Origin of the sequence: Tepidimonas sp. HKU77 (genome assembly GCF_049728535.1) — a bacterium.
Classification (GTDB): domain Bacteria; phylum Pseudomonadota; class Gammaproteobacteria; order Burkholderiales; family Burkholderiaceae_C; genus Tepidimonas.
This window is the reverse complement of sequence record NZ_CP187300.1, coordinates 2754145-2779894: the sequence shown is the minus strand read 5'-3', so window position 1 is coordinate 2779894 and position 25750 is coordinate 2754145. Positions and strand designations below refer to the sequence as shown.

The window sequence follows — 25750 nt, the reverse complement described above, 5'->3', positions numbered from 1 at the left end:
TCATGCGCGCGCATTCGTTCCATGCCTTGCTGTTGCTTTCCCCCGCGACGGTACTGCTGCTCGTGTTCCTGCTCGGCCCGGTGGTTGTTGTGGCCGTACTGTCGCTGACTGACTGGCAGTTTGGCTCCGCCACGCTGAACTGGGTCGGCCTGGCCAACTACGCCGAACTCTGGCGTGATCCGGTGTTCCGCCAGTCGCTTGCCAACACGCTGCTCTACCTGGTGCTGGTGACCGTAGGCTCCGTGGTCATTGGCCTCGGAGCGGCACTGCTCATCGAAGCCGATACCCAGTTGCGCGGCTTCTACCGCACGGCTTTTTTCATGCCGGTGGCGTCGACACTGATTGCCATGGCCGTGGTCTGGCAGTTCCTGCTGCACCCGAGTGCCGGGCTGGTAAACCACATGCTGCAGTGGGTCGGTCTGGAGCCGCAGGACTGGCTCAATAACCGCCGGCTGGCGCTGTATTCGCTGGCAGCTATCGGCGTGTGGCAGATGGCCGGTCTGGCCATGGTGCTCTTCCTCGCCGGCCTCAAGAGTATTCCGCAGGACGTGCGCGACGCGGCGGCGCTCGACGGTGTAACCCACCCGTGGGAGCGTTTCCGCCGCATCACCTGGCCGCTGCTCGGGCCGACGACGCTGTTTGTCGTCACGGTCTGCGCGATCCGCGCGCTACAGGTGTTCGATACCGTGCACGTACTTACGCGTGGCGGGCCCAACAAGGCAACCGAGGTGCTGCTGCACACCATCTACGCCGAGGGCTTCAGCTTCTTCCGCATGGGCTATGCCAGCGCCATGACGGTGGTTTTCATCGCCGGCATCTTCTTCCTGACCCAGGTGCAGCACGGCGCCATGGAACGCAAGACCCACTACGCCTGAGAAACGCATGATGTTGTCCTCCCGCCTCACGCGCGCCATCCTCTTCCGCGCCCTGCGCCATCTGCTGCTGATGGCTGGCGCACTGGTCTTTCTGGCGCCTTTCATCTGGATGGTGCTGACCTCGCTCAAGCCGGTGGACGAGGTGTTCACGCGCGAACTGTCGCTGCTGCCCACGCGGCTGGCCTTGGTGGAGAACTACACCGAGGCGCTGACCCGCGTGCCCCTGCTGCGCTATCTGTGGAACGGCCTGCTGGTCTGCGCCGCCATCCTGGTGCTGCAGATCGTGGTGCTGTTGCCGGCGGCCTATGCCTTTGCCAAGCTGCAGTTCCGCGGCAAGACCTGGGCCTGGCGGCTGGTATTGCTGGCGCTGATGATTCCGCATCAAGCGACAGCCATCCCCACCTATGTGCTGTTGCATCACCTGGGCCTGCTCAACACGCTGTCGGCGCTGATCGTGCCGTTCTCCATCTCGGCCTTCGGCATCTTCCTGATGCGACAGTTCTTCCGCACGGTGCCTGACGATCTGGTGCACGCCGCGCGCCTGGACGGCATGGGCGAGTTTGAGCTGGTCTGGCGCGTGATGCTCCCCACCGCCATGCCGGCGCTGTTTGCCTTTGCCATCTTCTCGGTCGTCTGGCACTGGAACGACTACTTCTGGCCGCTGCTGGTCATCTCTTCGCCCGAGTTGGCCACGCCGCCGCTGGGCATCATGTTCTTCCGCAACGAGGAGGCCGGCATCAACTACGGCCCGCTCATGGCCGGCACCGTGTTGATCACCGCGCCGCTGCTGTTGCTCTTCATTGCCGCCCAGAAACGCTTCATCGAAGGCGTGACGTTGACAGGCGTCAAGGGCTGATCCGTTCCGCTTCCCTTTCCACTTTCCTCATCCTCCAAGGAGTGCATCCCATGAAACGAGTTGTCCTGAAATCCATCGCAGCCGGCGTGCTGCTGGCTTGCGGTTGGAGCTACGCGCAGCAACCGCTCGAAATCGTCGTCGACTACCCCTATCCGGCCATCTTCAAGGAAGTGCACGAAAAGATTGCCAAGGATTTCATGGCGAAGTATCCGCAGTACAAGGTGGTCTTCCGTGCGCCCACCCCGGACTATGAGGAAGCCACGCAGCAGGCGTTGCGCCAGGCTGTCACCAACCAGCTGCCCGACGTGTCCTACCAGGGCCTGAACCGCCAGCGCGTGTTCGTCGACCGCGGCATCGCCGTCGACATGACCCCGTTCATCCAGGCCGAGAAGGACTGGGGCAAGATGGGCTACGACAAGGCGCTGCTGTCGCTGGGCCAGATCGGCAGCAAGCAGGTCGGTATCGGCTTCTCGCTCTCCACCCCCATCGTCTACTTCAATGCCGACCTGGTGCGCAAGGCCGGCGTCACTCCCGAGCAGTTCCCCGCCACCTGGGACGGCATCATTGAGCTGGCGAAGAAAGCGAAGGCCGCCAACCCCGGCACCCACAGCCTGCACATGGACTGGGAGATCACCGGCAACTGGATGTGGCAGGCACTGGTCTTCTCCAACGGCGGCACCATGCTGACGCCTGACGAGAAGAAGGTGGCCTTCGACGGCGCCGCCGGCAAGACCGCCATGCAGACCCTCGCCAAGGCCGTGAGTGACGGCGAGATGCGCAATGTCTCGTTCAACAGCGCCAATCAGGATTTCATCTCCGGCAACCTGGCCGTCCTAGTGACCTCCACCGCGCGCCTGGGCCTGATCACGAAGCAGGTCGGCAAGCGCTTCGACCTGCGCACCGCACGCATGCCGATCGAGAAGAACGGCCGCCTGCCCGCTGGCGGCAACGTGGCCATGATGTTTGCCAAGGATCCTGCCAAGCAGAAGGCCGCGTGGGAATACATCAAGTACGCCACCGGCCCGCAGGGTGCCACCGCCATGGTCAAGGCCACCGGTTACTTCCCGGCCAACACCTTGCCGGCTAACGATCCAACCCTGCTCAAGCCCTTCTACGAGCAGAATCCCAACCACCTCACGGCCATCAAGCAGCTGCCGGTGCTGACCGGCTGGTATGCGTTTCCGGGCGAGAACGGCCTGAAGATTACCGACGTCATCAAGGACCACATCCAGACCGTGGTTGCCAAGGACGTGACGCCGGATCAGGCGCTGGCCAACATGACGCGCGACGTGCAGGCCCTCTTGCCGCGCTGAACTGGAGAAACCTCACCGTGTTCAAGTTCATCCACATCACCGACACGCACCTGGTGGCGCAGGGGCAGGCACTCTACGGGCTCGACCCGTACCGCCGCCTGGCCCGCTGCATTGACAGCGTGATCGCAGAGCATGGCGACGCCGCGCTGTGTGTTGTCACCGGCGACCTGGCCGACACCGGCCACCCGGACGCTTACCGCCAGCTCGCGCAGCAGCTCGGCCGCCTGCCCATGCCGGTGTTCCCCATCTTGGGCAACCACGACAGCCGCGAGCGCTTTCGCGCGCACTTCCCGCAGGTGCCGGTGGACGCCAACGGCTTCGTGCAGTACGAGGTGGCCATCGGTGGCTACCGCGGCCTCTTCCTCGACACCAACGAACCCGGCGTGAGTCACGGCGTGCTGTGCGAACAGCGCGCGCAGTGGCTGGCCGAGCGGCTGGCGCAGAGCGACGAGCCGGTGCTCCTCTTCATGCACCACCCGGCCTTCGCGCTCGGCATCCCGTCCATGGACCGCATCGCCCTGCTCGACCCCGCGCCGCTGCGGCGCGCCCTGCAGGGGCAGGAGCAGCGCATCCGCCACCTGTTCTTCGGCCACGTGCACCGGCCCATCTTCGGCTCCTGGCTCGGCATCCCGTACTCCACGTTGCGCGGCACCAACCACCAGGTGGCGCTGCGTCTGGATGACACGCCCAAGATCGGCGGCAGCCACGAGCCGCCACAGTACGGCGTGGTGCTGCTGGGTGAAGAGACCGTCACCGTCCACGTGCACGACTTCCTCGACCGCAGCGAACGCTTCTGGCTTGGCGAGTAAGGGGCCCCCCGGTGCCCGGCAGCCGGGTTCAGGCAGCGACCGGCTGGCGTGACGGCACCGTGCGGCGCACCCCGCACAGCATGGCCACCAGCGCCTGCAAGTCGCCCGGCAAGACCTGGCCGCGCCAGACGACGTGCTGGTCGCTGCGGCACAGCACCAGCGCGTGGCGGTAGGCCCCGGGCAGGTCGGGCTGGTCCTGCAGGTCCAGCAGTTCGACGGGCATGCCACGTGCGTGCGCGGCGTCGAGCAGGGGGGTCACGTCAACGCGTGCATCCAGCCGCAGCAGGGTGTAGCCCGGGCCGAAGGCGTCGTAGAGCGAGCGCCCGTCGGCCAGCCGGAAGTGGGGCACGCGGCAGCCCGGCACCGTGGAGGGTGTGAAGCTGCCCATGGTGTAGGACGGTGGCGTCTCGCTGTCCGCCGCGATGATGGGCGATCCCTGGTAGAAGTAGCCGTAGTTCAGCCCGGCGCAGCAGAACTGCTGCACGTTGAGCTCGTAGGCCTCCTGGCCGATCAGCGCGCGCGCGGCAGCGCCGGCATCGTCCGCGGCCTCCAGGTTGGGAGGCACGGCTCGGCGCGCCTTGATCATCTTCTGCGCATGGTTCATCACGAAATGCGACACCTGCTCGGTGATGGGCTGGCGCTCGGCCTCGTAGGCGTCCAGGATGGACGCATCCGCCCAGCCTTGCAGGTGCGCCGCCAGCAGCCAGGTCAGGTTCAGCCCGTCGGCAATGCCGGCGTTCATGCCATAGCCTGCGTACGGCACCCACAGGTGGGCGGCATCGCCGGCGATGAAGACATTGCCGTTGCGGAAGCGGTTGGCCACCAGACGCCGGCCCACCCAGTCTTCTTTCGAGATCACGGTGTATTCGAAGTCGTCGCCCACCCCCAGGATGTGGCGGATCGAGGCGTCGCGGTCGACGGAGTCGAAGTCCGGCTCCTCGGCGTTGAGGTGGTTGTGCACCAGCCAGCTCTCCTGGCCGTCGATGGCAAACACCGTGCCGCAGCGGCGCGGGTTGACCGAGTAGTAGCACCACGCCGGCTTGCCCGGCATCAGGGCCCTGAGGCCGGGCGCGCGGATGTGGGTGGACTGCACGCGCTGGATGACGGGCGTGCCCTCCAGTTGCGCGCCCATCTGCTTGCGCACCGTGGAGCTGCCGCCGTCCGCGCCGATCAGGTAGCGCGTACGCAGCGTGAACTCGGCGCCAGTGTCGAGGTCCCGCAGCCAGACCTGCACCCCGTCTGCGTCTTGTTCGAAGCGCAGCAGCTCGGTGCGGTTGCGCAGCGTCACACCGGGCAGCGCTGCCGCATGGTGCAGCAGGATCGGCTCCAGGTAGATCTGGTTGATGCGGTGCGGCGGCTCGGCCGTGGGCCACCAGGTGTCCGGCCCGTCGGTGGCGGTGTAGCGGTCGCGACGGCAGGGAATGGGAATGCGCGTGAGCTCGATGCCCGTCATGCTGGTGCGGAACACGACGTCGTTCGGGTAGTCCTCGGGCAGGCCGGCGGCGCGCAGCTTGTGGGCCACGCCCAGGCGGCGGAACTGCTCCATGGTGCGTGAAGACACGTGGTTGCATTTCACCGGCGGCGGCTCGGCGTAGCGGCGCTGCTCGATCACCGTCACCGGGATGCCGCGCCCCGACAGGTCGATGGCCATGGTCAGGCCCACCGGGCCGGCGCCGGCGATCAGCACCTGGGTGTCGTAGGAAGTGGTCATGGGGCTTGCCTCTCTCAGTCCAGCTTGATGTTGGCCTTGCGGATCACGCCGGCCCACTTGCGCGTCTCGCTGCGGATGTAGGCGTCGAAGCTCTCCACCGTGCCCGGCACCGGCTCCATGCCCATGCCGCGGATCGTGGCCTGGATGGTGGGGTCGCGCAGCGCGGCACCGAACTCCGCATTGAGTCGCGCCACGATGGCAGTCGGCGTGCCCGCCGGTGCCACCAGGCCGAACCAGCCGGTGGAGTCGTAGCCCGGCAGCCCGGCCTCGGCCACGGTCGGCACGTCGGGCAGCATGGGCAGGCGCTGCGGGGTGGTCACGGCATAGGCCACCAGCTTGCCTGCCTTGATGTGCTGCAGCGCAGCCGGCAGATCCGACATGGCCAGCGGCACCTGGCCGGCCAGCACATCCAGCGTTGCCGGCCCGGTGCCGCGGTAGGGCACCTGCACCAGCTTGATGTCAGCCATCTGCTCGAACAGCGCCGTGGACAGGTGCATGGCCGTGCCGTTGCCGCCATGTCCCATCGACAGCTGGCCCGGCTGCGCCTTGGCCTGCGCAATCACCTGTTGCAGGGTCTTGGCCGGCAGGTTGGGCGAACCGACGATGACGAAGGGGATGGCCGCCACCATGGTGATGGGCTGGAAATCCTTGAGCACATCAAAGGGCATCTGCGGATAGAGGCTGGCATTGGCCGCCAGCGCCCCGGCAGCACCCAGGCCCAGGGTGTAACCGTCGGCCGGTGCCTTGGCCACCTGCGTCAGGCCGATGTTGCCGCCGGCCCCCGGTTTGTTCTCCACCACGATCTGCTGTCCCAGCTTCTCGCCCACCCGCGGCGCCAGCAGGCGCAGCATGGCGTCCGAGCTGCCGCCGGGCGGGAAGGTCACCACCACGCGGATGGGTTTGTTGGGGTAATCGGATTTCTGGGCCCAGCCGGCGGCCGGCAGCAGGGTGGCCAGCAGCGCGCCCAGCACGGCGATGCGTCGTGTTGCGAATGTCATGGTGTCTCCTCGTTGGATGCGTGGGTCGGATGCCCGCGTCGTTTTGATTTGAATCAAATCTGATTCTTGCGTAAATCGAAATTTTCAGAATCAAATATGATTTTTCTTAATGAGTCGCCCCTGAAATATTCATAACCTCATGATTTTTCTTGTGTTATTGTCTGTTTGCGAGTACAATTTCCCCCAGATTTGATGGTCTGATGCGCCGTTTTCTGGGAGTTTTGCGATGTTTGCCTGCCCCGCCACCGAGGACTTCTTCCGCGCCCGGCTCGATCAGATGATCGACCTGCGCCATCCGCTGGCGGTGTTGTCCTCACGCATGCCGTGGCAGGAGTTGGAAGCAAGGCTGTCGCACCTGTTCATGCGCAAAGCGCGCGCAGGTGTCGCGATGCCCGATCTGGACCTCTTTGGCGAATCTCCGGTGCGCGCAGCTCGGGCGTCCAACGCAGGCCGACCCCGCGTGCCGCTGCGCGTGATGATCGCGCTGCTGTATCTGAAGCACGCCTTCAACGAGTCGGACGAAGGGGTGGTCGAGCGCTGGGGCGAAACCCCCACATGGCAGTTCTTCTCGGGGCGGGCGTACTTTGAACATCGCCGGCCGTGCGACGCCACGACGCTGGTGAAGTTTCGCCGGCTGCTGGGCGAGGAGGGGGTGGAAGAACTCCTGGCGCAGACGATCAACGTGGCGGTGGAAACCGGACTCATCAAGCCGCAGGAACTCAAGCGCGTGGTGGTGGACACCACCGTACAACCCAAGGCGGTGGCGCACCCCACCGACAGCCGCTTGCTCGAGACCGCGCGCACCAAGCTGGTGCAAGCAGCCAAGCAAGCCGGCATTGCACTGAAGCAGACCTTTGCCAAGGAAGGCAAGGAGCTGGCCCGCAAGGCTGGGCGCTATGCGCACGCGCGGCAGTTTGCGCGCATGCGCCGGGTCATCAAGCGCCAGCGCACGATCGTGGCCAGGCTGCAGCGGGAGATCGAGCGCAAGGCCAGCCGCCTGGGGCAGGCCATCCAGAGCGCTCTTGGCCACACCCTCAACAAGGCGGCGCGTCTGGTGGCGCAGACTGCCAACCGAAAGACCGCCGACGGGACTCGAAAGCTCTACGCCTGGCACGCGCCGGAGGTGGAGTGCATCAACAAGGGCAAGGCCCGCTGCCCTTACGAGTTCGGCGTCAAGGTCGGCATTGCCAGCACCCTGAAGCACAGCCTCATCGTCGGAGCCCGGGCCTTCCATGGCAACCCCTACGACGGGCACACGCTGCAAGCGCAGCTGGAGCAGGCCACGATCCTGATGCAGGACACTGGCATCAAGCCCAGCACAGCGTTTGCCGATCTGGGCTACCGCGGGGTGGAAGCCGACATCGCGGATGTGCGCCTGGTGCACCGCGGCAAGATCAAGCGCCTGACGCAGCAGGAGCGCAAGCTGCTCAAGCGCCGCCAGGCCATCGAGCCGGTCATCGGGCACTTGAAGCAGGATCACCGCATGGACAGGTGCCATCTCAAGGGCGAGCAGGGTGACCGGCTGCACGCGGTGCTGTGCGCGGCGGGCTACAACATCCGCTGGCTGCTGCGCATGATCACGAAGAAGGGCGTGCCCTTCTTGAGGCGAGCTTTTTTGCGCCTCATTGCGGCCGTGCGCCTCATCGGCCGGTGGCTCGCCCAGCGGCGGCCAACCGAGACCAGTGGCGCCAACCCTGCCCAGCTGCGGCTAAGGGCGGCGTGAAAATGAATTTTTCAGGGACGACTAATGAATAGCGAACGCCACTTCTCCCCCACGCTCAAGCAGCTGCGCGCCTTTGTGGCCGTGTACCAGCTGCGCAAGCTCAGTGCCGCGGCCACGCAGCTCTTCCTCACGCAGTCGGCTGTCAGCGTGCTGATCCAGCGACGCGCGCTGCGGTCGATATCGAATTTCTTCTTCAGGGTCACTTGGGGGACGAGCAGGAACATCGGCACCGTGACCAGCCCTCGGCCGGATGCCTGGGCCTTTTGTGAAGCGACCGAGAAACCACCGCGTTGGCCTTGGCGGGCGCGCTGGTTTTCTGCGACGAGAAGGGAGGGTTGGCCCGGCGATGTCCCGCGGATTGTTGAACGGGTGAGCTAAGGTGGCGGCTCCTTTGACCCGCATGTGACCATGCGGGTTGCCTAGCAAGCAACCAAAGGAGCCACCGACATGAAGTCTCGCACGAAGCCCGCGCTGCGGGTTGTTCCGGCTGCGCAGGTGCAGCTGACGTTGCCGATCCAGGGCGTGCTGCAGGACGTGAAGCACGCGTTCTATGGGCTGTGCATCAACGCCGGCAAGCAGGTGCTGGCAGCCATGATGGAGGCCGACAGGATCGCACTGTGCGGCCCCAAGGGCGTGCCCGATGCCGATCGCCGCGCGGTACGTGGCGGCAGCACGCGCAGCGCCGTTGTTCTCGGCGGGCAGCGCATCGGCATCAAGCGGCCACGTGCACGCGGCGTCGATGCGGGCGAGCTGGAGCTGCCCAGCTTCGCCTGGGCCGCCGGCACCGACCCGCTGGACACCGCGACGATGGCCGCCATTGCTGCGGGCGTGTCCATGCGCCGCTACGCCAGCACGCTGGAGGAATTGCCGCCGCCCGAGCAAGCGCTGTCGGTGTCCAAGAGCGCGACCTCGCGGCGCTTCGTGGCGCTGAGCGAAGAGCAACTGCTGCAGTGGCTGTCGCGCTCGCTGGGCAAGCTGGACCTGCCGGTCGTGATGGTCGACGGCATCCACTTCCGAGACCGCGTCATCCTGCTGGCGCTGGGCATTGATGCCCAGGGGAACAAGCACGTGCTGGGGCTGCGCGAAGGCTCCACCGAGAGCACGCGGGTCGTGCGCTCGCTGCTGAGCGATCTGATCGAGCGCGGTCTCGATGCCGACCGCGCACGGCTGTGGGTGATCGATGGTGGCAAGGCGCTGCGCAAGGCGATCGTCGAGACCTTCGGGGCCACGGCGCTGATCCAGCGCTGCCAGGAGCACAAGCGGCGCAACGTCATCGAGCACCTGCCCGAAGAGCTGCACGCCAGCGTGGGCCGCGCGATGCGCGACGCCTGGGACAGCGCCAACGCCGAGCTGGTCAAGAAGCAGCTGCAGCGCCTGGCTACGTCGCTGCAGTCCAAGCATCCCGGCGCTGCGGCCAGTCTGCGCGAGGGACTCGAGGAGACGCTCACCGTGCAGGCTCTGGGCATCACGGGCGCGCTGTACCGCACGCTGCGCACCACCAACCCGATCGAGAACCTCAACGGCTCGATCGCGCACTACACGCGCAACGTCAAGCGATGGCGGGACGGACAGATGACGTTGCGCTGGGTCGCCAGCGCACTCAGCGACGCCAAGGATCGCTTCCGCAAGCTGCGCGGGCACCGCGACATGAAGCACTTGATCGCCGCGTTGGACAAGCGCATCGCCGCCACGCAGCCCGCCGAACTCAAAGCCGCGTAGCATCACGAATGAGGAGCCGTCACACGGTCTCGTTCAACAGCGAACGGGACATCGCCGCGAGCAACCGAGTGCGGCGTTAATCGGCGTTGCGCATGGCTTTGGGAGTGGTGCTTCGTCCTGCCGCTGCGCTGGCACCTTGTTGCGTGGTGTTTAGGTGGTTCGCGACAGTCTGCAACGCCCGCTGCCACCGCCGCCAGGCGGTGGTCCGGTCGCAGCCAAAGCGGGCGCAGATGTCGCGCCAGCGGTGGCGCTCGGCGCGCATCCACACGAGATGCCGTTCCTCTTCCTCCAGCCACAAGACCCAGCGCATGGTCTCGAGCATGCGCTCGATAGCCTCAGGGCTGGGTGGGAAGCGCCGGATCGTGGGTTCGGCCCCCAGCGTCTCCCAGGGCATGCGCCGGATCGCGGGCCAGGTGTTGAAGTAGCCCTGCACGCGCACGGACGGCAAGCGGTGGGCGGTGATGGCCGCCTCCCGGAAGCGTTCGGCCACACGCTCGACGGTCCACTCAGCCATGGCGCGCCTCCCGTGCACCGTAGAGCCGCTCGCCGATTCGGCGGATCAACTCGCGTTCCATCCAGTCGAGCCGGTCGTCGTCGAGGGAGACGACGAGCAGGCGTTGCTCGCGCCAGCCTTGGCGCTTGACGGCTTCCACGTCCATCGGCTCGGGCTGCAGGCGTGCCAGCGGGCCACGGTAGCGAGGGGTCGGGATGTGCATGTCAGACCTCCTGCGCCGCGTCGTGGCGCTCGATCGCCCAATGCAGCAAGGCCAGCGCATCGGCCTCGTTGTCGTCGGCGGGGCTGTGGCCGCGAGCGCGGGCGGCGGCCAGCATCTCGTCCTTGCGCGCGTTGCCACGGCCTGTGGCGTGCTTCTTGATCGTGCCCACCGGCACGCCCTGGTAGGGGATGCCGTGGTGCTCGCACCAGGCCGTGAGCGTGGCCAGGAACCCGCCGTAGGCGTGCGCGGCATCGACGCCAGCGTGTCGGCGTACCTCCTCGAAGTACAAAAACTGAATTTCAGAAACGGATTGCTGAATTTCAGAAATCCAGCGCCGAAAGCGCAGGAAGCGCATGCCGCCGCCTTCGAAGCGCTGCGGCCGAAAGCTCTCGGCGCCGCTGGTAATGTGGCCGTCGCTGCCGCGCAGCGCCCAGCCGGTGGTGGTGCCCAGGTCGAGGGCGAGGAGGGTGGTGTGCATCGTGTCGGTCCTTGTCAGCATCGGGTGACCGAAGGTGACCGCCATGGGGAATCGTCCTTCCGCCCGCGCGCGCGTACGCGCGTAAAGAGACTCAATCCTTGGGCCAGTCACCTTCGGTCACCGTGGGTGGTCAGTCGTCGCGGTACGGGAGCCGTACGCCGTAGTCCTTGGGCTTGAGCGACAGGCCCGCCAGGGCCTTGACGCCGCCGTGGATGCGCGTGCGCTCGAAGCCGCGGTTGGCCAGTTGTTGCGCGAGCCAGCGGCTCGTGCCCACGTACTCGCCGCGCCGGCCGGCCCAGTCCTGCCAGCGCTGGAACACGTCGGCCACGGCCACGCGGGCCTGCGGGTGGCGCTGGGCCTCCTCGTCCAGGAAGTCGCCGACGGCGTCCTCCTCGTCGAAGTACTCGGCGGTGGCCGACACCACGCTGGCCGGGGGCTGGAGCCCCTCGCGCTGCCAGGCCAGACACCCCTCGACCGCCCACGCGAGGATCCCGTCGCGCTCGGCCAGGAGCTTGTCGGTCAGCATGGCGTCGCGCCGCTCGGGCGGGATGGTCACGGTGAAGGGGATCAGGTGCAGCCGGCGCTTCATCGCCTCGTCCACGTTGCGGATCGCGGGCTTGTGGTTGCCGGCGATGACCAGCTTGAACTGGGGCGTGTACTCGAAGAAGTCCTGGCGCATGAAGCGCGCCGAGACCTTGTCGCCGCCGGTGATGGCCTTGACCTTGGACTCGTTCCAGCGCCGGCCTTGCTCGGTCTCGATGGAGGAGACGAAGCGCGCCCCGCGCAGGCCCGCCAGATCGGTCGGATGCCGGTCGCCGCGCGCCTCCATGAAGGTGTCCATCGGCGCGCTGGTGGCGTAGTCGCCGAGGATCGTGGCCAAGGTGTTCACGAACACCGACTTGCCGTTGGCGCCGGTGCCGTAGAGGAAGAACAGCGCGTGCGCCGCCGTCGAGCCGGTGAGGCAGTAGCCCACCATGCGCTGCAGGTAGGCCTGCAGGTCGGCATCGCCCCCGGTGACGTCGGCCAGGAACGCCCGCCAGCGGGGGCAGTCGCCGCGGGGCGTGGCGGTGGCGAGCTTGGTCATGCGGTCGGCGCGGTCGTGCAGGCGCAGCCGCCCGCTGCGCAGGTCGACCACCCCGCCCGGCGTGTTGAGCGCGAACAGATCCGCGTCCCACTCCTGCGAGGTGGAGGCGTGCCGCCGGTCGGTGCGTGCCAGCCGCTCCACGCCGCCGACCGTGCTGCTCGCGGCGAGCTTGGCCGCCAGCCGGTGGGAGTCGGCCTTGAGCGCGGCCTCGCGGCAGATCGCGCGGATGAGGTGGTGCACCAACAGCGTCTCGTCCGCCTGCCAGCGCCGTCCGTCCCACACCAGCCACTTGCCCCAGGCGGCGCAGTAGCGCCAGTCTTCGCTGTAGCGGCTGGTGAAGCTCAGCGCCAGCGCGTCGTCGGTGGCCCAGACGGAAGGCTCCTGCGTGGGCTGCCCAAGTGCTGGCTTGATGCTCATCCGCGGGCCCGAGGCGATGAAGGCGGCGACGTCGAAGCCTTGGGCGACGGCGTCGGCCGCGTCCCACCCCTCGGGCTTGTCGTCGGGCGGCAGCAGCACGTCGCAGGAGGCGGCGCCGGCGGCGAGTGCGGCCTGCGCCGCGGCCATCGCGTAGTCCCAGCCGGGTTTGTCGCGATCGGGCCAGAGGAGGACGGCCTTGCCCGCCAGCGGCGACCAGTCGGTCTTGTCCACGGGCGCATTCGCCCCGTGCATCGCGGTGGTGGCCACGATCCCGAGCTCGATCAAGGCCTGGGCGCACTTCTCGCCCTCGACCAGCACGACCTGGGCGGCGTTGTGGATCCCGGGCTGGTTGTAGAGCGGCCGCGGCTCGGGCGGAGCCATCTTGCGGCGGCGCGCGTCCCAGGGCCGGAATTCCTTCTTGCGCCCGGGCGGGTCGTAGCGGTAGACGACGGCGATGAGCTGCCCTTGTGCGTCGAGGTAGTCCCACTTGGCGGTGGCCGGGCCGAGGTCGTCGACCGGGGTCTTCTTGGCCGCCTTGCGCGGCGGCGCCGTGGGCGCTCGGCCGACGAGGTCCTCGGCCAGGTCGAGGACGCGGGCGAAGTCGCCGTGCACGTCCACGCCGAAGTGAGCGCCGATGAGGTGGAACACATCGCCGCCGTCGCCGGTGGCACGGTCGGTCCAGAGCCCCGCCTTGTCGCCGTCGAGCACGACCTCCAGGCTGTCGCCCGGGCTGCCGAGCACGTCGCCGATGACGAACTTGCCGCGGCGCGTCCGACCGGCGGGGAACAGCGAGAACAGCACCGCTTCCAGCCTCGCGAGCAGCGCGGCGCGCAGGGCCTCGCGGCGCTCGGACGCCGGGATCTCGGGCACGGGCGCGGTGTCATTGAAGTCCAGCATCCGCCTCCTCCTCGTGCACTGCGTCGGCCGTGAGCAGGGCTTGACGTTCCTCCATCCACGCCATCAGTTCGGAGAGCTTGAAACGCAGCAGCTTGCCCACCCGGTAGTGCGGCAGGCGCAGACGCCGGCGCTCCTTCGCGTGCGTGAGCCAGTAGTGCGGCAGATTGAGCGCCAGTGCCGCCTCGCGTGCGTCGATCAGGCGCTCCCCGAGCACCGGGTGCAGTGGTGTCTCGTTCATGCCGCAGCCCTCCAGCACCGGTCCTGCCACGGGCACATCCGGCACTCGACATGGGTGGGATCGGCGAAGGCGCGTGGAAGCAGTTCGCCCGCCTTGGTGGCCGTGATGACCTTGACCGCCCGGTCGGACATGCGCTGCGCCAGATGGGCGTCGAACGGCACCAGCTCGGCGTGGATCTCCATGGTGTCGGCGTTCACCGCCGTGAACAGGGCCGGGTGCGCGTGCAGTTCGAGATAGGCCTGGTAGAGCGCGACCTGGGCGGCGTAGACGGGCTTGGCGACCGCGAGGCGATGTCTCTCCAACTCGCGCCACGATTTGGCGCCCAGGCACTTGTTCTCCCACAGCGCCGGGTAGCCGGAACCGAACCCCAGGTCGGGCCCGGCGACGAGCACCCCATCGACGTGGCCCTGCAGGCGCCCTTCCAGCGCCGAGAAGCCGAACTGCTCTCCCGCGTCGTTACGCGTGCGCAGATCGAAGCCCGCCGCGCGCAGCCATCCGACCATGCAGTCCTCGATCACGTGGCCGCGATCGAAGACGCGCAGCAGGCGGCCGTCGGTCTCGCGACCCGGATCGACCGGGGCGTCGGCAAACTCGTACTGCAGCGCGCGCTCGCAGGCGACCCCGAGGCGCGAGGCGCCCAGGTAGGTGCGGCGAGGCTGCGCCGCGCGAGACTGCTGCAGCCCGGCGTCGATCAGCGCCGTGATCTGACCCGACAGGCTCTTGGAGGCGTTGAAGTCCATCATCGCCGCGCCTCCTTGGGTGCTGCCGTGCGTGCCGTCTGCGCTTGAGCCTTCGGCTCCTCCCACGGCAGGTCGTCTTCCAGATCGGCGAAGGGATCGGACACCGGGCGCTTCAGCCCGCGCACCGGCGGGTACTTGGTCGCCTCGTGGTGCTCGACCATCGCGTCCGTGTAGCAGGTGACGATGGCGTCGATCACCTGGAGCGCCTCGGCCTCGGAATACTCGCCCAGCGGCTTGTCGAAGCCGATGCTTTCTGCCGCCGCGCCGAAGGCCTTGAGGCACTTCCTCATCGCGGCCAGTTCGACGTCAGACGGATCGATCATGGCCACCTCCGTTTTGGACGTGCGTCCTTCCTGCACGCGCAGCCACTGGCCGTAGAGCGCGTGAAACGCCTGCTGGCAACGCCGCGAGCAGAACACCCAGTCGATCGGATAGCGCCGGGCATCGCCCACCGGATGCCGAAGGTCCGAGTGGCCGTAGCCGCGCGCCTGTCGTTTGCAGACCCAGCACTTCACTGGCCCTCCTCTCACTGCGCCCAGGCGGGCTTACCCGGCACGGCGGGGGGTTGCGGGGCGGCTGGCGCAGACATCGCACGGGGCGGGGTGAGCGCCGCCGGCGCACCGCTGGAGCCGCTGCCAGGGTTCTTCGGCGGCACGCCCATCAGGCGGGCATACTCCGGGTGGTCGGGCTCGACGGCGCTCTTGACGACGTTCTTCAACTCGCCGCGACCGTCCTTCTCGACGTCGATGCGGGCGAGGAACTCGATGCCGTCGAGCTCGTGGAAGCCCTGGATGCGCCGCGCGGCGGCGGCCTGCGGCCCGTTGTCCTGGGGATGGACGTTGCGGGCGCTGTTGAGGATCGCGCGCACGAAGCTGCGGCCCATCTGGCCCCAAGCCGGGCCCTTCGGGGAATGCAGGCCGATGTTGCTCCAGAGCTTGCGCCGGGCGTACTCGCCCTCCAGCACGACGAACTCGGCCGCGAGATACACCGAGCCGGTCTCAAAGCTCTGCGTGGCGTAGCCGCCGGTCCACCCCTGGGCCGGGTCATCAAAGCCCCCGGGCTTGAGGGTCATGCGCACGCGGGCGAGCGTGCCCTTGGGGATGAGGTCGAAGCTGGTCTGTTGTTCGGCGTCGTTGAAGTCGTTCCAGGCGGTCATGGATCACTCCTCGAAGGCGGTAGCGGATGGCGGAAGGCGGGTGGCGGCGGCGCACTTGTCGATCAGCGCGCGCAGGTTCGGCGGCTCCAGCAACTCGAGCTGGCCGGAGCGGTCCTTGGCCGGGGCGCCGTAGGGGTTCAGCGTGTGGCAGACGAAGGCGCGGTAGATTGATCCGTCCTCGGCCTTGATCTCGGCCAAGGTGACCACCTCGTCGACGATGCCGGGCAGTTCCGCCGCGGTCTTGGCGCCCTCGATCTGCGGCACGAAGACCTTGCGGTTGAAGTCGTCCAAGCGCTCGTCGAGGATGGCCACGAACACGACGTGCTTGCCGCGCGCGTGCTGCAGATGGGTCAGCGCCCCGATCAGTTCCGAGCCGAGCAGGCCGTAGGCGCCCCGGGTGTCGGGCTTGCCAGTGCGCTCGCTGTAGGCCTGCGGCTGGGTCTTGGCCCAGATCAGGGCGAGGCGCGCGAGCACGGTGATCGAGTCGACGAAGTAGGTGTCGTACTTGGCCAGTTGCGCGGGATCGCCGTAGCGCTCGCACACATGCCGGTAATGCGCCTCGGAGTACGGCGCATCCGCCGGCAACGCCGGGTTCGGGCCGGCGAGGAACACCACGAGATCGCGGAACTCCGGCCAGGTGCTCGGGCGCACGCAGTCGCCGCGCCAGTCCTTGACGGCCAAGTCGCCAGCCTCGAGGTCGACGAACAGGGTCGATCCTTCCGGCAGCGTCTTGAGCTGGCTGGTCTTGCCGATGCCGCTCTTGCCTAGAAGCACGAGCTTGACGCCCTGCTTCTCGGCGAGGCGCTCATCGGCGGTGATGATGGGAAGGGCCATCACGCCACCTCCTTCAGCACTTCAGCGACGGCGGGGTTCCAGAGGATCTGGTAGCCGCTGTGCCCGTTGCGGGAGTACGGCATCGCCTCGGCCCAGGCCTCGCCGGCCTCGGTCAGTTCCCACTCGTCGCGTTCGTTGCGCAACTGCAGGCCGTGCGCGGCCAGACGCTGGTTGGTGGCCTTGGCCGACAGGCCCAGCAGCCTGCCGAGCTGGGTGGCGTTGAGCGAGCAGATCGCCTCGTTCGCCGCAGTGTCCCTGGCAGGAAGGGCGCGGCGCAGCGTCTCGACCGCCAGGCCCGTGTTCTCCTGGATGCAGGTGAGCGTGGCCGCCATCGCGATGCCGGGTTTGACCCCCGGCACCTTGGCCACGGCCTCGCCGATCAGCAGCAGAGCGGCGATGCGGTCCTGGGTGGGTGCCGGCAGGGTCGGGCGTGCACTTGGCGCCGTGTAGCTGCCCGTCTTGCGGATCGCCGGCAACACCTCGTGTGTCACCCAGCGCTTGAAGTGCTTGGCCTCGCGCTTGCGGCTACCCAGCACCAGGCTGTAGAGGCCGGGCTCGTTGACGACGTTGACCTGGTCATTGCCGCGCGAGATGCCCTGAATTGAGATCAGGGCTTGCTCGTCAGGGTCCAGTCGCGCCAGGGCGCGGGTGGTGTTCGGCAGTTCAAGAACCGCGCACACATCCGCCGCGACGAACCACGGTTCGCCTTGGGCATCCGTGACGACCCGGACCGGACGGCCTTCGAAATCAAACGGGATCAGTTCGGTGCTCATGGATCACTCCTCCGAGACGAGGGCCAGCCGGAACGTGGGCTTGCCGGGCTTGACGGTGCGGGCGGCCTCGAACCCGGCGCGCAGTGCCGGCGGCCAGTTGGAGAAGCGCGATTCCGAGACGGAGTACTCGACGTCCAGGTAGTCCTCGACCTTCTCGCCGGCGGCGGCGATGCGCCGGGCGATGGCGGCCAGTTGCGCCTGGTCCCAGGACACGCGCTTCGGGACATCGATCGTCACGCGAAGCAGCCCGTCCTTCAGGTGCACGACGCCGAAGTCCTTGCCCGCCTCGAGGCGGGCAGCACGGGCCTGCTCGCCGTAGGCGGCCTCCAGCGCAGCGTCGAACTTGGCGCGGGCCTGCTTGAGCCAGGCGAGCGCTTCGTCCAGGTGGCGGCTGATCTCGGCCTTCTGGGCGGGCGGAAGTTGAGCCAGCTGGCCGACGGACATCGCGGCGATGTCGGCGGGGTAGAGGGTCAAATCGCTCATCGCATCCCCCTTCAGCGCGCCGCGCGCTCGGAGGTCGAGTCGTGCAGGGCACCACGCTCGAACTCGATGACCGACTCCAGGGGGTAGCTGACGCGCTTGGACAGCTTCAGGTAGCGCGGGCCACGCCCTTCGCTGCGCCAGCGCTGCAGGGTCTTGGGGCTCAGGCCCCAGCGCTGCGCGAGCTCGTTCTCGTTGAGGACCCGACGATCGCCGGGAGACAGACCGTTGATCGCATCGACCGGCGACCGGGTGATGGTGCTTGCCGTTGTCGGCATGGAAGCCTCCTATGACGCTGTTGAGGAACAGGTGTCATTGCAGGCTTCGGGTGGCGAACATACGAGGGACGCAATGGCGAACCACGCGCAAACTTCGGGTTCGCCAATCCGCACGCGTCCATGCCAAAACGGCGAGCACGCGGCTCGCCGTTCTTGGGGACAGGGGGATGGTCAGCGGCCCACATCGGCGCAACTGACGGAACTGGCCGGCACCATCGCGCATCGCGTGTGCCGGCACCTGACGCGCAAAGGCTGGCTGGAAGGCGAGGACGAATCCGTGTTTCTGTCCGACAGCGCGGGTAGCGACGACGGCATGGACGCGCTGCGGATGAGTTCGATCACCTACCGCATCGCCACCGGTCGCGACGCTGGCCGCAAGGTCGTCACCCTGAAAACGCTACCCGGTGATGCGGGTTCTCTGGACGGCGACGCCGGCAAGGTCGGCGGCTTCTCGCTGCATGCCGGCGTGGCCGCGGAAGCACACGAGAGCCACAAGCTCGAAAAGCTGTGCCGCTACATCACGCGCCCGGCGATCAGCGAGCAGCGGCTGTCGATCTCACCGCAGGGTAGGGTGCGGTATCAGCTCAAGACGCCGTGGCGAAATGGCACCACGCATGTCGAATGGGATGCGGTGGACTTCATCGCCAAGCTGGCGGCACTGGTCCCGCCACCTCGCGCGCATCTCACCCGCTTCCACGGCGTATTCGCCCCGAATGCAAACCTGCGCGCGCAGGTGACGCCATCGGGGGGCGGCAAGCGGCCTGCGGGCGATGCGGCGCCAGTGGACGTCAGCGCCCACGACGAGCCGCGCAGCCCCGAGCAGAAGCGCCGTGCGATGAGCTGGGCGCAACGGCTCAAGCGGGTCTTTTCCATCGACATCACCACCTGCGCCCACTGCGGCGGCGCGGTACGGATCGTCGCCAGCATCGAGGAACCCACCGCCATCCGCGCCATCCTCGCCCACTTCGAGAAACACGGCGCGCTGGAGCAAGCGCACTGCCGGCCCGCAGCGCGCGCCCCGCCGCCGGCCGCGTGACGAGGTGCCGGCCACTCAACCGGAAGCGAAAGCAGAATCCGATCCAATGCGGCCACGACCCCGCAGGGCTGCGCTCGGCCCTGTGCCGGGATTCGGTGAGAAATGGCTACGCACTGAGCCGCTGCGTGGCCCCGCGATGTCGAAAACCCACGCATGAACCCCCGATCTGTGCCCGATCTGTGCCCAAAGCGGCGCTTGCGCGGCCGCTTCCTACCCGCCAGACTCGCAAAAAAGGGCGGTTGAACTTCCTATACCCCCGGATGCCGATGATCCGTACGCCGCCTATCAGGTTCCTGACGACCTGATGTGGTAGGAAAGAACCGGGCATTGCCCGGTTTTTTGTCTGCGCCGGAGGGGCGGTTCTTTCAGGTTTTCGGGCGGTTGCCCAACAGTACCCGGCCGAAGCGCGCACCGGGTGTGAGCGGGGTAATGGCCAGCAGCAGATCCAGGCGCAGGGCCTGCTGGCCGCTTTCGCTTGCCACAAGCAGGAATTCCTCCTTGCTGGGGCGCGTCTCGGTGCTGATGGCATCGGCTTCGAGTCGCCCGCCGTCAACCAGTTCGAGCAGCAGTCGGTAACGGTACAGGCAGGCGATCTCCAGGTAGTCGTGCAGATGGCAGTCGATTGGTCGGTAGCTGTCCATGGGACTTTCCGGTGTGGGGTCTTCCAGTCAGTCTGGCGCAGCTGGCGCAATGGGACCACGCATGTCGAATGGGATGCGGTTGACTTCATCGCCAAGCTGGCGGCACTGGTCCCGCCACCTCGCGCGCATCTCACCCGCTTCCACGGCGTATTCGCCCCGAATGCAAACCTGCGCGCGCAGCTGACGCCCTCGGGGCGCGGCAAGCGGCCTGCGAGCGATGCAGTGCCGGTGGACGTCAGCGCCCACGACGAACCGCGCAGCCCCGAGCAGAAGCGCCGTGCGATGAGCTGGGCGCAACGGCTCAAGCGGGTCTTTTCCATCGACGTCACCACCTGCGCCCACTGCGGCGGCGCGGTGCGGATCGTCGCCAGCATCGAAGACCCCAAGGCCATTCGCGCCATCCTCGCCCACTTCGAGAAACACGGCGCGCTGGAGCAAGCGCACTACCGGCCCGCAGCGCGCGCCCCGCCGCCCGCCGCGTGATGAGGCGCCGGCCACACAGCCGGCAGCCAAGCCAGAGTCCGATCCAATGCGGCCACGACCCCGCAGGGCTGCGCTCGGCCCTGTGCCGGGATTCGGTGAGAAATGGCTACGCACTGAGCCGCTGCGTGGCCCCGCGATGTCGAAAACCCACGCATGAACCCCCGATCTGTGCCCGATCTGTGCCCAAAGCGGCGCTTGCGCGGCCGCTTCCTACCCGCCAGACTCGCAAAAAAGGGCGGTTGAACTTCCTATACCCCGAGGCCTACCCGCCCGCCGGCACGAAGGCCATCGCCGCGGAGTTGAGGCAGTAGCGCAGGCCGGTGGGTGGCGGGCCGTCGGGGAAGACGTGGCCGAGGTGGCCGTCGCAGCGGGCGCAGCGGATTTCGATACGGATCATGCCGTGGCTGCTGTCGCGGTATTCGGCGATGTGTTCGGGGTCGAAGGGCTGCGTGAAGCTGGGCCAGCCGGTGCCGGAGTCGAACTTGTCCTCGGCGCGGAACAACGGCAGGTGGCAGAGGCGGCAGTGGTAGGTGCCGGGCCCCTGGCCGTGCAGCAGACCGCCGCAGAAGGCGCGCTCGGTGCCATGGTCGAGCAGGATGCGGCGCGCCTCGGGGCTGAGAGCGGCAATCAGCCGCTCGCGGGTCTGCGGGTCCGGCGGGGTGAGGTCGTGGCCGCTGGCCGAGCGGCGCGGGGCATGAGCGCTCATGTGACGTCGCTCCTGTCGTTGCGCAAGCGGTCGCGGAAGTGGCGTTGCAGTTTTTCCACCTTCGGCGCGGCGACGTGGACGATGTAGGGCTGGGTCGGGTGACGCGCGGCGTAGTCCTGATGGTACGCCTCGGCCTCGTGGAATGCCTGCAGCGGTTCGAGGGTGGTGGCGATGGGCGCGTTGTATACGCCAGCCGCGTCCAGTTGCGCGATGTAGCTCTCGGCGACGCGGCGCTGTGCGTCGTCGGCGTAGAAGACTGCCGAGCGGTACTGCGAGCCGATGTCGTTGCCTTGTCGGTTGTGCTGGGTCGGGTCGTGGACGACGCCAAAGAACACCTTGAGTAGCTGACCGTAGCTGATGCGCGCGGGGTCGAAGCGGATCAGCACGGCCTCGGCGTGGCCGGTGCGGCCCGTGCAAACGGCGTCGTAGTTGGCGCTGTCGGCGCTGCCGCCGGCGTAGCCGGAGCGCACGTCGAGCACGCCGTCGAGGCGGCGGTAGACGGCCTCGACGCACCAGAAGCAGCCGCCGGCGAGCACGGCCTGCTGCGGCGTGGCGGTGGCCGGGATGTCGAGTGGCGGATCGGGGAGATGGTCGGGGGCGACGCGCAGTGCGCTGCCGGCAAGGTCGCAGTGGGTCATGGTCGTGGTCGGATCCTCGGGTCGGTGTGGGCTCCTCGGGGGCGCGGCATCGCCGGCGGAAGCGCTGCGCCGGGCCGGCGGCCCTGGATGGAGAAGATTTCCACGCCCCGGGTCCCGCAAGGATACCACAGCCAAGGGTGCGCGAAACCGCCCCGCCGTTCAGCCGCGGTCAGGCCGCGACGTCGTCGTCGAGCAGCGCCTCGGCATCGGGCGCGCCGACCGGATGCTGCCAGTCGGCCATCAGCGCCAGGTACAGCAGCTTTTCGAACTCGGGGCGGAAGCGGCCGATGACGGCGTCCGGGTCGGGCAGCAGGCGGGCGTCGCCGATCAGGCCGAAATGGACACGGCCGTTGTAACTGAGGATCGACAACCCCAGGCCGATCGAGCCGGTCTGCGGCACCCAGAACATCATTTCGCGGATCTCGCTGCCACCCAGGTACAGCGGCATCTGCGGACCGGGCACGTTGGTGGCGACGGCGGAGGCCTTGCGGCTGAACAGGTCCAGCGCCAGGGACTGCACACCGGCCGGCGCCATGCCCACGGCGGCCAGGGCGCCGAAGGTGGCGGCGGCCTGGCGGCCCTTCTTGAGCCGGCGCATGCTGGCGGCCACGCGCTCGAGCCGGCGCACCGGATTGGCCTCGCCCACCGGCAGTTCGAGGAAGACCAGGCCGAAGTGGTTGCCGAGCTTCTTCGCATGCTCGAGCGGCCGCAGGTTCACCGGCACGGTGGCGCGCAGGGTGAGGCCGTCCACGGCTTCGCCACGGTCGATGAGATAGCCGCGCAGCGCACCGGCCGCGGAGGCAAGCAGCACGTCGTTGACGGTGCAGCCGCAAGCCCGGCCGACGGCCTTCACCTCTTCCAGTGCGAGCGGCTCGGCCCAGGCCACGCGCTTGCTCACGCCCAGCCGGCCCTTGAGCACGGTCGGCGGATCGTCGGACAGGCTGAGCGCGCCGGCCAGCTCGCGCACGATCTCGCTGCCCTCGCGCGCCAGCACCATGCCGAGCGTGGGGTCGCGGTACATCTCTATGCCCTTTTCCAGCACCTTGCCGCCGAACTTGACGTAGCGGTCCAGCGCGCCGACGCGCTGGGCGACGCGGGCGTGGTCATCCTTGAGCCAGGCGCGGCGCAGGGGCTCTTCGTCATTTCGTGTGGAACCCAACAGTCACAATGACTCCTGGTCGTCGAGCCCGGTGGGCATGTGTGCAGGCCGCTGGCCGGCCTGTGCACATGTCCACCGGGCGGGTTTGAGCAGGAGGATGAGTCCATGGGCATTGCCGTAGAAGCTCTGTTCACCAGCGCGCTGGGCTTGCAGCCGCCGTGGGTCGTCGATGACGTCAGGCTCGACACGGCCAAGCGGCGTATCGACTTCGAGATCGGCTGCCACACCAGCAGGCTCGCCTGCCCGGCATGCGGTGCGGCCACGCAACCGGTGCACGACCGGCTGCGCCGATCCTGGCGGCACCTGGACTTCTTCCAGTTCGAGGCCTGGCTGCATTGCGACGTGCCGCGCGTGGCCTGCGGTGCCTGCGGCAAGACCACGCAGGTGGCCGTGCCCTGGGCGCGCCCGGGCTCGGGCTTCACCGCGGCGTTCGAAGCGCTGGCGCTGACCTTGTGCCTGGACCTGCCGGTGCGCCAGGCCGCCGAGTTCAGCCGCCACGCCCGCGCGCTCTTGAGCGTCGAGCGCTGCAGCCAGTGCATGGCATCGAGCTGGCGGGCGCTCCAGGTGCTGGGGTTGCGCCGCATGCCCCACAGCAGCTGCCTGAGCGTCTTACGCTGGCCAGCGCCCAGCGCGGCTCGCACCGCCTGCGCGTCGGTAGCCATCTCCGCGCGGCGCACCTGGTCCATCGCCTCGATGGCCATCGAGACGACGTGAAAGCGGTCGTAGCTGATCTGCGCCTCGGGCAGCGCCAGCGCCACGCCCTTGGCGTAGGCTGCGCTCATGTCCATGCACACGTGCCGCACCTGGGCGGGATCGCCGCCATGGGCCTTCAGATCCTCGGCGAACTCCACCACCGTGCGGTGCTCGCGCCCCTCGGTGGCGAACAGCAGCCGCTTGCGATCCAGGTCGTGCACGACGGTGATGTAGTGCTGCCCGCGCCGCAGGCTGGTCTCGTCGATGCCCACCGTGCGTACGCCGGAGAAGTCTTCCAGCGCACGCGCCTGCGCGACGTAGAACTCGATGCGCCGCCACAGCCGCTTGTCCTTGCAGCGCAGCAACTCGGCGGCCTGGCGCACCGGCAGGTCCAGGCACAAGGTCAGCGCCAGCGCTTCGAACGCCGCGGTGAAGCCCGAGCCCGGACGCGCCCAGGGCACGGCCACCTGCGTGGTCTTGCCGCAGGCACCGCAGGCCACGCGCGGCACGTCGCAGTGCAGCCAGGCCTCGAACTGGAAGAAGTCCAGGTGCCGCCAGGATCGGCGCAGCCGGTCGTGCACCGGTTGCGTGGCCGCACCGCATGCCGGGCAGGCGAGCCTGCTGGTGTGGCAGCCGATCTCGAAGTCGATACGCCGCTTGGTGGTGTCGAGCCTGACGTCATCGACGACCCACGGCGGCTGCAAGCCCAGCGCGCTGGTGAACAGAGCTTCTACGGCAATGCCCATGGACTCATCCTCCTGATCAAACCCGCCCGGTGGACATGTGCACAGGCCGGCCAGCGGCCTGCACACATGCCCACCGGGCTCAACAACCAGGGGAGCATTGTGAGTGTTGTGTTCCACACGAAATGACGAAGAGCCATCAGGTCACGCTGCAGGATGGGGGTCACACAGCCCTACGGGCACTTCGCATAACCCCATTTCCGAAGGCTGAACCGGCATGAGGGCGCTCGCGTCGTTCAGTTCGGGGTTCTCGGTGCCGCTCAGGCCCCGTCATCGCAGCCTTGGCGGGCGCCCGAGGCCCTGCAAAACGGCGTTTGCAGGCTGCAGCGGGCGCACCTCTGCCTTCATCGCGCACACCCGCACGGGTCATGGCGCACCAGCCAGACCAGCCGCTTGGCGTTGTACGCCGCGCACTTCAGCAGGATCGCCAGTTCGTTTCTCGCCAGCGTCATCGCCCGCACGCACTTGCCGCCCAACTGCTCGAGGCCGGCGAACACATGTTCGCCTCTGGCGCGGACGCGGTTGATCGCCTTGTTGCGCGCGTCCAGTCGCACGCGCCGCTCCTGCCCGGGCTTGGCACGCCGCGCGATGCCGTCGCGCAGCCCGTGGGCCTGCAGCAACTGGCGGTTGGTCTGCGCGTCGTAGCCTCGGTCGGCCAGCAGCCGCGCGCCGGTGTTGGCGCGGTCCAGCACCTCCTTGAGCGTCTGGCCGTCATCGACATTGGCCGGCGTGACCTTGACCCGGCGGATCAGCTTGTAGCGCGCGTCCGCGTTGGCGTGCACCTTGTAGCCGTAGAAGCTCTTGCCGTGCTTCTTGGTCCAGCGCGCGTCGCGGTCGGTGTGCTGCAGCCGCTTGGCATTCCAGCCCTCGGGCCTGCGGCCTTCGTTGAGCGCTTCGCGCTCGTCCTTGTTCGCCTGGGTGAGCGGTGCCTGCACGATGCTGGCATCCACGATCTGCCCGCCGCGCGGGATGTAGCCGTGCTGCTGCAACTGCAGGCTCACCGCCTCGAAGATGGCGCGGCCGCCCAGACCGCCTTGGGCCAAGCGCTGCTTGAAACTCCACAGCGTGCGCGCATCGGGGATGTGCAGTGCTGCGTCCAGGCGGCAGAAGTGCGGCAAGCTCATGCGGTCCAGCACCTGGTACTCGCAGTCCTCGTCGCTGAGGTTGTACAGCGACTGGATGAACAGCAGCCGCACCATCACCTCGGTGGGGTACGGCGGGCGCCCGCCTTTGCTACGGTCAGCGCGAGGGCAGGCGGTGTCGACCCGGGCGGCAATGGCCGCGAAGTCGATCAGTTCGTCCATTGCTGCCAGGTTGGCGATGAAGCCGCCGAGCTTGGCTTGGCGTTGGTCTTGCACGAACAGGTCAGCGCCGGGCTGAGAGCGCCAGAAGGACGAGGGCTTGATGCGCGGGGTGATCATGGGCGACATCATGCCGGCTCACTGGCGACAACGGTTAGGGAGGTTTCGAGAAGTGCCCTTGAGTCACATCAATCGGCCAGCAGGTCGCTGGATGTTGACTCTTGACTTTCGGCATGTTTAGGCGCAATATCTTGC

At 67.9% G+C, this 25750-nt stretch carries 26 protein-coding genes and 6 pseudogenes; 11 read left to right on the top strand and 21 right to left on the bottom strand.

Going from position 1 to position 25750, the window contains the following annotated elements:
* The first annotated feature begins 2 nt into the window (after positions 1 to 2).
* From ACPP3B_RS13505 to ACPP3B_RS13490, 4 genes are read left to right on the top strand one after another with little or no spacing between them, the layout of a single operon-like run.
* Positions 3 to 875, top strand: a complete 873-nt coding sequence (locus tag ACPP3B_RS13505) for a carbohydrate ABC transporter permease (RefSeq protein WP_424859314.1) — start codon at positions 3 to 5, stop codon at positions 873 to 875.
* 7 nt (positions 876 to 882) lie between these two features.
* Positions 883 to 1731, top strand: coding sequence for a carbohydrate ABC transporter permease (locus ACPP3B_RS13500; RefSeq protein ID WP_424859313.1), 849 nt, complete (start codon positions 883 to 885; stop codon positions 1729 to 1731).
* Between the two features lie 50 nt (positions 1732 to 1781).
* Positions 1782 to 3044 carry an ABC transporter substrate-binding protein gene (locus tag ACPP3B_RS13495; protein WP_424859312.1) on the top strand — a complete coding sequence of 421 codons (1263 nt, stop codon included), beginning with the start codon at positions 1782 to 1784 and terminating at the stop codon, positions 3042 to 3044.
* A 17-nt stretch (positions 3045 to 3061) separates the two neighbouring features.
* Positions 3062 to 3853 carry a phosphodiesterase gene (locus ACPP3B_RS13490; RefSeq protein ID WP_424859311.1) on the top strand — a complete coding sequence of 264 codons (792 nt, stop codon included), beginning with the start codon at positions 3062 to 3064 and terminating at the stop codon, positions 3851 to 3853.
* Between the two features lie 28 nt (positions 3854 to 3881).
* Here ACPP3B_RS13490 and ACPP3B_RS13485 read toward each other — a convergent pair whose 3' ends face one another.
* Entirely contained in the window at positions 3882 to 5564 is a 1683-nt protein-coding gene (locus ACPP3B_RS13485) for an FAD-dependent oxidoreductase (RefSeq protein WP_424859310.1), read from the bottom strand.
* A gap of 14 nt (positions 5565 to 5578) precedes the next feature.
* Positions 5579 to 6562: a Bug family tripartite tricarboxylate transporter substrate binding protein gene (locus ACPP3B_RS13480; protein ID WP_424859309.1), complete on the bottom strand. Its 984-nt coding sequence runs from the start codon at positions 6560 to 6562 to the stop codon at positions 5579 to 5581.
* Between the two features lie 226 nt (positions 6563 to 6788).
* Here ACPP3B_RS13480 and ACPP3B_RS13475 point away from each other — a divergent pair, with 226 nt between their 5' ends.
* Both ACPP3B_RS13475 and ACPP3B_RS13470 read left to right on the top strand, forming a co-directional pair.
* On the top strand, positions 6789 to 8285 hold the full coding sequence (locus ACPP3B_RS13475; RefSeq protein WP_424859308.1) for an IS5 family transposase: 1497 nt from the start codon (positions 6789 to 6791) through the stop codon (positions 8283 to 8285).
* Between the two features lie 24 nt (positions 8286 to 8309).
* Positions 8310 to 8396: pseudogene (locus ACPP3B_RS13470) on the top strand (hypothetical protein); the annotation flags it as partial.
* A gap of 80 nt (positions 8397 to 8476) precedes the next feature.
* Here ACPP3B_RS13470 and ACPP3B_RS13465 read toward each other — a convergent pair.
* Positions 8477 to 8644: pseudogene (locus tag ACPP3B_RS13465) on the bottom strand (DUF6441 family protein); the annotation flags it as partial.
* Between the two features lie 88 nt (positions 8645 to 8732).
* Here ACPP3B_RS13465 and ACPP3B_RS13460 point away from each other — a divergent pair.
* Positions 8733 to 10004 carry an IS256 family transposase gene (locus tag ACPP3B_RS13460; protein WP_133598508.1) on the top strand — a complete coding sequence of 424 codons (1272 nt, stop codon included), beginning with the start codon at positions 8733 to 8735 and terminating at the stop codon, positions 10002 to 10004.
* A gap of 76 nt (positions 10005 to 10080) precedes the next feature.
* Here the strand turns inward: ACPP3B_RS13460 and ACPP3B_RS13455 are convergent, their stop codons facing one another.
* The 12 genes from ACPP3B_RS13455 to ACPP3B_RS13400 form a co-directional block, all read right to left on the bottom strand.
* Complete coding sequence (locus tag ACPP3B_RS13455; RefSeq protein WP_424859307.1) at positions 10081 to 10518, bottom strand: DUF6362 family protein; 438 nt, start codon at positions 10516 to 10518, stop codon at positions 10081 to 10083.
* Positions 10511 to 10720 (bottom strand): hypothetical protein, encoded by a 210-nt coding sequence (locus ACPP3B_RS13450; protein WP_424859306.1) that lies wholly within the window; start codon positions 10718 to 10720, stop codon positions 10511 to 10513. Before ACPP3B_RS13450 ends, ACPP3B_RS13455 begins: the two co-directional genes overlap by 8 nt.
* Before the next feature lies 1 nt (position 10721).
* The gene (locus tag ACPP3B_RS13445) at positions 10722 to 11198 is read right to left on the bottom strand and encodes a crossover junction endodeoxyribonuclease RuvC (protein ID WP_424859305.1); all 477 of its coding nucleotides are present in this window, start codon (positions 11196 to 11198) and stop codon (positions 10722 to 10724) included.
* A 130-nt stretch (positions 11199 to 11328) separates the two neighbouring features.
* Positions 11329 to 13596, bottom strand: coding sequence for a phage/plasmid primase, P4 family (locus tag ACPP3B_RS13440; RefSeq protein ID WP_424859304.1), 2268 nt, complete (start codon positions 13594 to 13596; stop codon positions 11329 to 11331).
* Positions 13580 to 13834 carry a helix-turn-helix domain-containing protein gene (locus ACPP3B_RS13435; protein ID WP_126539534.1) on the bottom strand — a complete coding sequence of 85 codons (255 nt, stop codon included), beginning with the start codon at positions 13832 to 13834 and terminating at the stop codon, positions 13580 to 13582. Before ACPP3B_RS13435 ends, ACPP3B_RS13440 begins: the two co-directional genes overlap by 17 nt.
* On the bottom strand, positions 13831 to 14577 hold the full coding sequence (locus ACPP3B_RS13430) for a hypothetical protein (RefSeq protein ID WP_424859303.1): 747 nt from the start codon (positions 14575 to 14577) through the stop codon (positions 13831 to 13833). Before ACPP3B_RS13430 ends, ACPP3B_RS13435 begins: the two co-directional genes overlap by 4 nt.
* Positions 14574 to 15089 (bottom strand): DUF6511 domain-containing protein, encoded by a 516-nt coding sequence (locus tag ACPP3B_RS13425; protein ID WP_126539530.1) that lies wholly within the window; start codon positions 15087 to 15089, stop codon positions 14574 to 14576. The genes ACPP3B_RS13430 and ACPP3B_RS13425 overlap by 4 nt, the downstream gene beginning before the upstream one ends.
* Positions 15090 to 15100: 11 nt before the next feature.
* Positions 15101 to 15730 (bottom strand): hypothetical protein, encoded by a 630-nt coding sequence (locus tag ACPP3B_RS13420; protein ID WP_126539528.1) that lies wholly within the window; start codon positions 15728 to 15730, stop codon positions 15101 to 15103.
* A 3-nt stretch (positions 15731 to 15733) separates the two neighbouring features.
* The gene (locus tag ACPP3B_RS13415; RefSeq protein ID WP_424859302.1) at positions 15734 to 16564 is read right to left on the bottom strand and encodes an ATP-binding protein; all 831 of its coding nucleotides are present in this window, start codon (positions 16562 to 16564) and stop codon (positions 15734 to 15736) included.
* A complete protein-coding gene (locus ACPP3B_RS13410) occupies positions 16564 to 17337 on the bottom strand; it encodes a BRO-N domain-containing protein (RefSeq protein WP_424859301.1) in 774 nt (257 codons plus the stop codon). The genes ACPP3B_RS13415 and ACPP3B_RS13410 overlap by 1 nt, the downstream gene beginning before the upstream one ends.
* Before the next feature lie 3 nt (positions 17338 to 17340).
* Positions 17341 to 17820, bottom strand: coding sequence for a hypothetical protein (locus tag ACPP3B_RS13405; protein WP_424859300.1), 480 nt, complete (start codon positions 17818 to 17820; stop codon positions 17341 to 17343).
* 11 nt (positions 17821 to 17831) lie between these two features.
* A complete protein-coding gene (locus tag ACPP3B_RS13400) occupies positions 17832 to 18095 on the bottom strand; it encodes a helix-turn-helix transcriptional regulator (RefSeq protein ID WP_008648927.1) in 264 nt (87 codons plus the stop codon).
* A 178-nt stretch (positions 18096 to 18273) separates the two neighbouring features.
* Between ACPP3B_RS13400 and ACPP3B_RS13395 the strand changes: the two are divergent.
* Both ACPP3B_RS13395 and ACPP3B_RS13390 read left to right on the top strand, forming a co-directional pair.
* Positions 18274 to 19131: pseudogene (locus ACPP3B_RS13395) on the top strand (transposase); the annotation flags it as partial.
* A 166-nt stretch (positions 19132 to 19297) separates the two neighbouring features.
* Positions 19298 to 19444 (top strand): DUF2058 family protein, encoded by a 147-nt coding sequence (locus tag ACPP3B_RS13390; RefSeq protein WP_143969939.1) that lies wholly within the window; start codon positions 19298 to 19300, stop codon positions 19442 to 19444.
* Positions 19445 to 19496: 52 nt separating this feature from the next.
* Here ACPP3B_RS13390 and ACPP3B_RS13385 read toward each other — a convergent pair whose 3' ends face one another.
* Positions 19497 to 19772, bottom strand: a complete 276-nt coding sequence (locus ACPP3B_RS13385; RefSeq protein WP_143969938.1) for a Rho-binding antiterminator — start codon at positions 19770 to 19772, stop codon at positions 19497 to 19499.
* A gap of 39 nt (positions 19773 to 19811) precedes the next feature.
* Between ACPP3B_RS13385 and ACPP3B_RS13380 the strand changes: the two are divergent.
* Positions 19812 to 20255, top strand: a pseudogene (locus ACPP3B_RS13380) (transposase); the annotation flags it as partial.
* Positions 20256 to 20517: 262 nt separating this feature from the next.
* On the opposite strand, the gene msrB reads toward ACPP3B_RS13380, so the two are convergent.
* From msrB to ACPP3B_RS13365, 3 genes are all read right to left on the bottom strand, one after another.
* A complete protein-coding gene (gene msrB / locus ACPP3B_RS13375) occupies positions 20518 to 20961 on the bottom strand; it encodes a peptide-methionine (R)-S-oxide reductase MsrB (protein WP_143969928.1) in 444 nt (147 codons plus the stop codon).
* Positions 20958 to 21599 (bottom strand): peptide-methionine (S)-S-oxide reductase MsrA, encoded by a 642-nt coding sequence (gene msrA, locus ACPP3B_RS13370; RefSeq protein WP_143969927.1) that lies wholly within the window; start codon positions 21597 to 21599, stop codon positions 20958 to 20960. The genes msrB and msrA overlap by 4 nt, the downstream gene beginning before the upstream one ends.
* 169 nt (positions 21600 to 21768) lie before the next feature.
* Positions 21769 to 22758, bottom strand: coding sequence for a WS/DGAT domain-containing protein (locus tag ACPP3B_RS13365; RefSeq protein WP_424859299.1), 990 nt, complete (start codon positions 22756 to 22758; stop codon positions 21769 to 21771).
* A 105-nt stretch (positions 22759 to 22863) separates the two neighbouring features.
* On the opposite strand from ACPP3B_RS13365, the pseudogene ACPP3B_RS13360 reads away from it, so the two are divergent.
* Positions 22864 to 23196: pseudogene (locus ACPP3B_RS13360) on the top strand (transposase family protein); the annotation flags it as partial.
* A 41-nt stretch (positions 23197 to 23237) separates the two neighbouring features.
* On the opposite strand, the pseudogene ACPP3B_RS13355 reads toward ACPP3B_RS13360, so the two are convergent.
* Both ACPP3B_RS13355 and ACPP3B_RS13350 read right to left on the bottom strand, forming a co-directional pair.
* Positions 23238 to 24197, bottom strand: a pseudogene (locus ACPP3B_RS13355) (ISL3 family transposase); the annotation flags it as partial.
* 341 nt (positions 24198 to 24538) lie between these two features.
* Positions 24539 to 25615 carry an IS5 family transposase gene (locus ACPP3B_RS13350; RefSeq protein ID WP_424859298.1) on the bottom strand — a complete coding sequence of 359 codons (1077 nt, stop codon included), beginning with the start codon at positions 25613 to 25615 and terminating at the stop codon, positions 24539 to 24541.
* Positions 25616 to 25750 lie beyond the last annotated feature (135 nt).